Here is a 2,479-nt window from a genome sequence, read left to right as displayed (position 1 = left end):
TCAAACGCCACCTCTGGTGGCCTCCCAAAAACCAACTACGGCAATTCATCCGAGCCATCTCCAGCGGTCCTCTGACTTGGGTGTACACCGGCATCTCTACGTGAAAAACGTGGGGATACCTCAGGGGCTGGGGTGAGGGGGAGCGCTCTTTCACCGCCCCCGCTTCAACCGGATCAACCCCGAAATATCGTCATCGCCATAGCCCTGGCTCATCAGCTCGGCGTAATCGGCCAGCGAACGCTCGATCACTTGACGACTCGTGCCTGCCTGCTCGGCGATACCGCGCACGATCTGCAGATCCTTGTGCAGCAGCGCCAGTTTGAAGCCCACGGAGAACTCGTTGCGCAGCATCGTCGCGCCACGCTTTTCCAGAAACCAGTTGCCCGCCGCGCCCGCGCCAAGCGTGGGAATCAGCCGCTCCGGATCCAGCCCTAGCGCTTCGCCCAACGCCAGGCCTTCGCACACCGCCTGTGCGATGCCCGCCACCAGCACCTGGTTGACGGCCTTCGTCGCCTGGCCTGCGCCGACGTCGCCAAGATGCGTCACGCGCAACGCATAGGCTTCGAGGACAGGACGCATGCGCTCCAGTACGTCGGCCTCACCGCCGACCATCACCGACAGCTTGCCGTTCTTCGCGCCTTCCACGCCCCCGGATACCGGCGCGTCGATGAAGTGCGCACCGGCCTGCTTGAGTCGTGCTGCGGCGCGCTTGGCCGTGTCGGGCGCGACGGTGGAATGATCGATAACGACCGTGCCTGGCTTCAGTCCCGCCGCAAGCTGCTCCACCGTGGCAAGCACATCGGCGTCGGCGGTCACGCACAACGCGATGGCATCGCATTCGGCGGCAAGCTCGGCGAGCGTGGCCGGCGCTTTGACGCCTAGTTGTTGCGCCAGCGCTTCGGCTTTGGCGCGGCTGCGATTGGCCACGGCATGCAGCAGCCCGCGTGCGTGCAGGTGCTCTGCCATCGGCGCGCCCATGGCACCGAGTCCGATAAATGCAGCCTTGAGAGTCATGCGAGGGATCCTGGCGAGGAAACCCTCAGTCTAACGCGTGCCTTCCTCGCTGCGGTGCGCGTCGTGGGTGATAAAGGGGTGCTCCGTGTCAGGCACATCCAGCCAGTGCGGGTTTTCCAACGTACGCTGCATGTCGGTCAAACCGCTCTGCCAATGCTCGCGCATGCTGGCGGCGCTGAATTCGTAATCCTTGTAGTGCCCTTCATAGGGCTTGTCGCGGTAGATCAGGTGGATCAGGTTCGTCAGTGCACCGCTGGCCCGAACCTCTGCACGGCGATAGGCCGGGTCGTCGTGTTTGTCCGGCGGCACCAGGGCCATGAGGTCGTGCAGCATGCGCTGCTGTTCCTGGTTCAGGCGCATGTACTCGGTAATCAAGCGCGTGCGGCTGGAATACTGAATTTCCTTGGAGCGTTCGGCCACGGCCGCCATATCGCGCGGCAACTCGCCCTGTGCATTCCACAGATCCACTTGGAACACCAGGGCATCGTGGCAGGGGCGTTCGGCCAGCACTTTGTACAGCGGCGTATTGGAGACCATGCCGCCGTCCCAGTAGAACTCGCCGTCGATCTCCACGGCGGGAAAACCGGGCGGCAAGGCGCCCGATGCCATGAAGTGCTCAGGCATCAGCTTTCCGCGCGTGTTCTCGAAATACGCGAAATTGCCCGTGCGTACATTGACCGCACCGACAGAGACACGCATCTGGCGCGGATCGTTGATGCGATCGAAATCGGCCATGCGCTCCAATGTGGTGCGCAGCGGCGAGGTGTCGTACCAGCTCGTCGTCGCAGGCGAGGCATGCGTATGCCATAACGGCGAGGGCATGCGTGGCAGGAAGAAGCTCGGCTGACCTTCGATCAGGCTGCGCCAGGCCGCCCACGCGCTCATGCCGTTCTGCCAGGGCAGCGGCCAGTTCGCCGGATCGAAAGGCGCGGCAGACAACGCCGGCAGCGGCAACTGGCAGATCGCGCGCCAGAATGCCTCGAGTTGTTCGACACGTCGCTCCGGCGGGTTGCCGGCGATGATGGCCGCGTTCAGGGCGCCGATCGAAATGCCGGCAATCCAGTTCGGCTGCAACGATGCCTCTTCCAGCGCCTGGTACACACCGGCCTGGTAGGCGCCGAGCGCGCCGCCGCCCTGGAGAACCAGGGCGACGGTGCCGTAATTGCGCGCGACCGCGTCGCCCACCGCTGTGGCGGTGGACGCGCGCAGCTGACTGCCTTTGCTGCTGCTCATGGCGTTACTGCATGTACCAGCCGTGGCTTACCACGATCGACTGACCCGTCAGCGCAGCCGACGGGAAAGTCGCCAAGTACAGTGCCGTCTGCGCGATATCTTCGACGGTAGTGAACACTCCGTCGACGGTATCCTTGAGCATCACGTTCTTGATGACGTCCGCCTCGCTGATACCGAGCTCTTTCGCCTGCTCGGGGATCTGCTTCTCCACCAGCGGCGTGCGCACGAAGCC

Annotated in this window: 2 protein-coding genes and 1 pseudogene; all 3 read right to left on the bottom strand. The window is 64.0% G+C overall.

Features of this window, described 5'->3' with window-relative positions; translation table 11 throughout:
* Window positions 1-150: 150 nt before the first annotated feature.
* On the bottom strand, window positions 151-1,014 hold the full coding sequence (locus VIM98_RS15725) for an NAD(P)-dependent oxidoreductase (protein WP_331994053.1): 864 nt from the start codon (window positions 1,012-1,014) through the stop codon (window positions 151-153).
* 30 nt (window positions 1,015-1,044) lie between these two features.
* A complete protein-coding gene (locus VIM98_RS15720) occupies window positions 1,045-2,247 on the bottom strand; it encodes a patatin-like phospholipase family protein (protein ID WP_331994052.1) in 1,203 nt (400 codons plus the stop codon).
* A 4-nt stretch (window positions 2,248-2,251) separates the two neighbouring features.
* Window positions 2,252-2,479, bottom strand: a pseudogene (locus VIM98_RS15715) (3-hydroxybutyrate dehydrogenase); the annotation flags it as partial.

It is taken from the genome of Dyella sp., from assembly GCF_036568765.1.
GTDB lineage: Bacteria > Pseudomonadota > Gammaproteobacteria > Xanthomonadales > Rhodanobacteraceae > GSA-30.
This window is presented reverse-complemented; position numbering and strand designations above follow the sequence as displayed.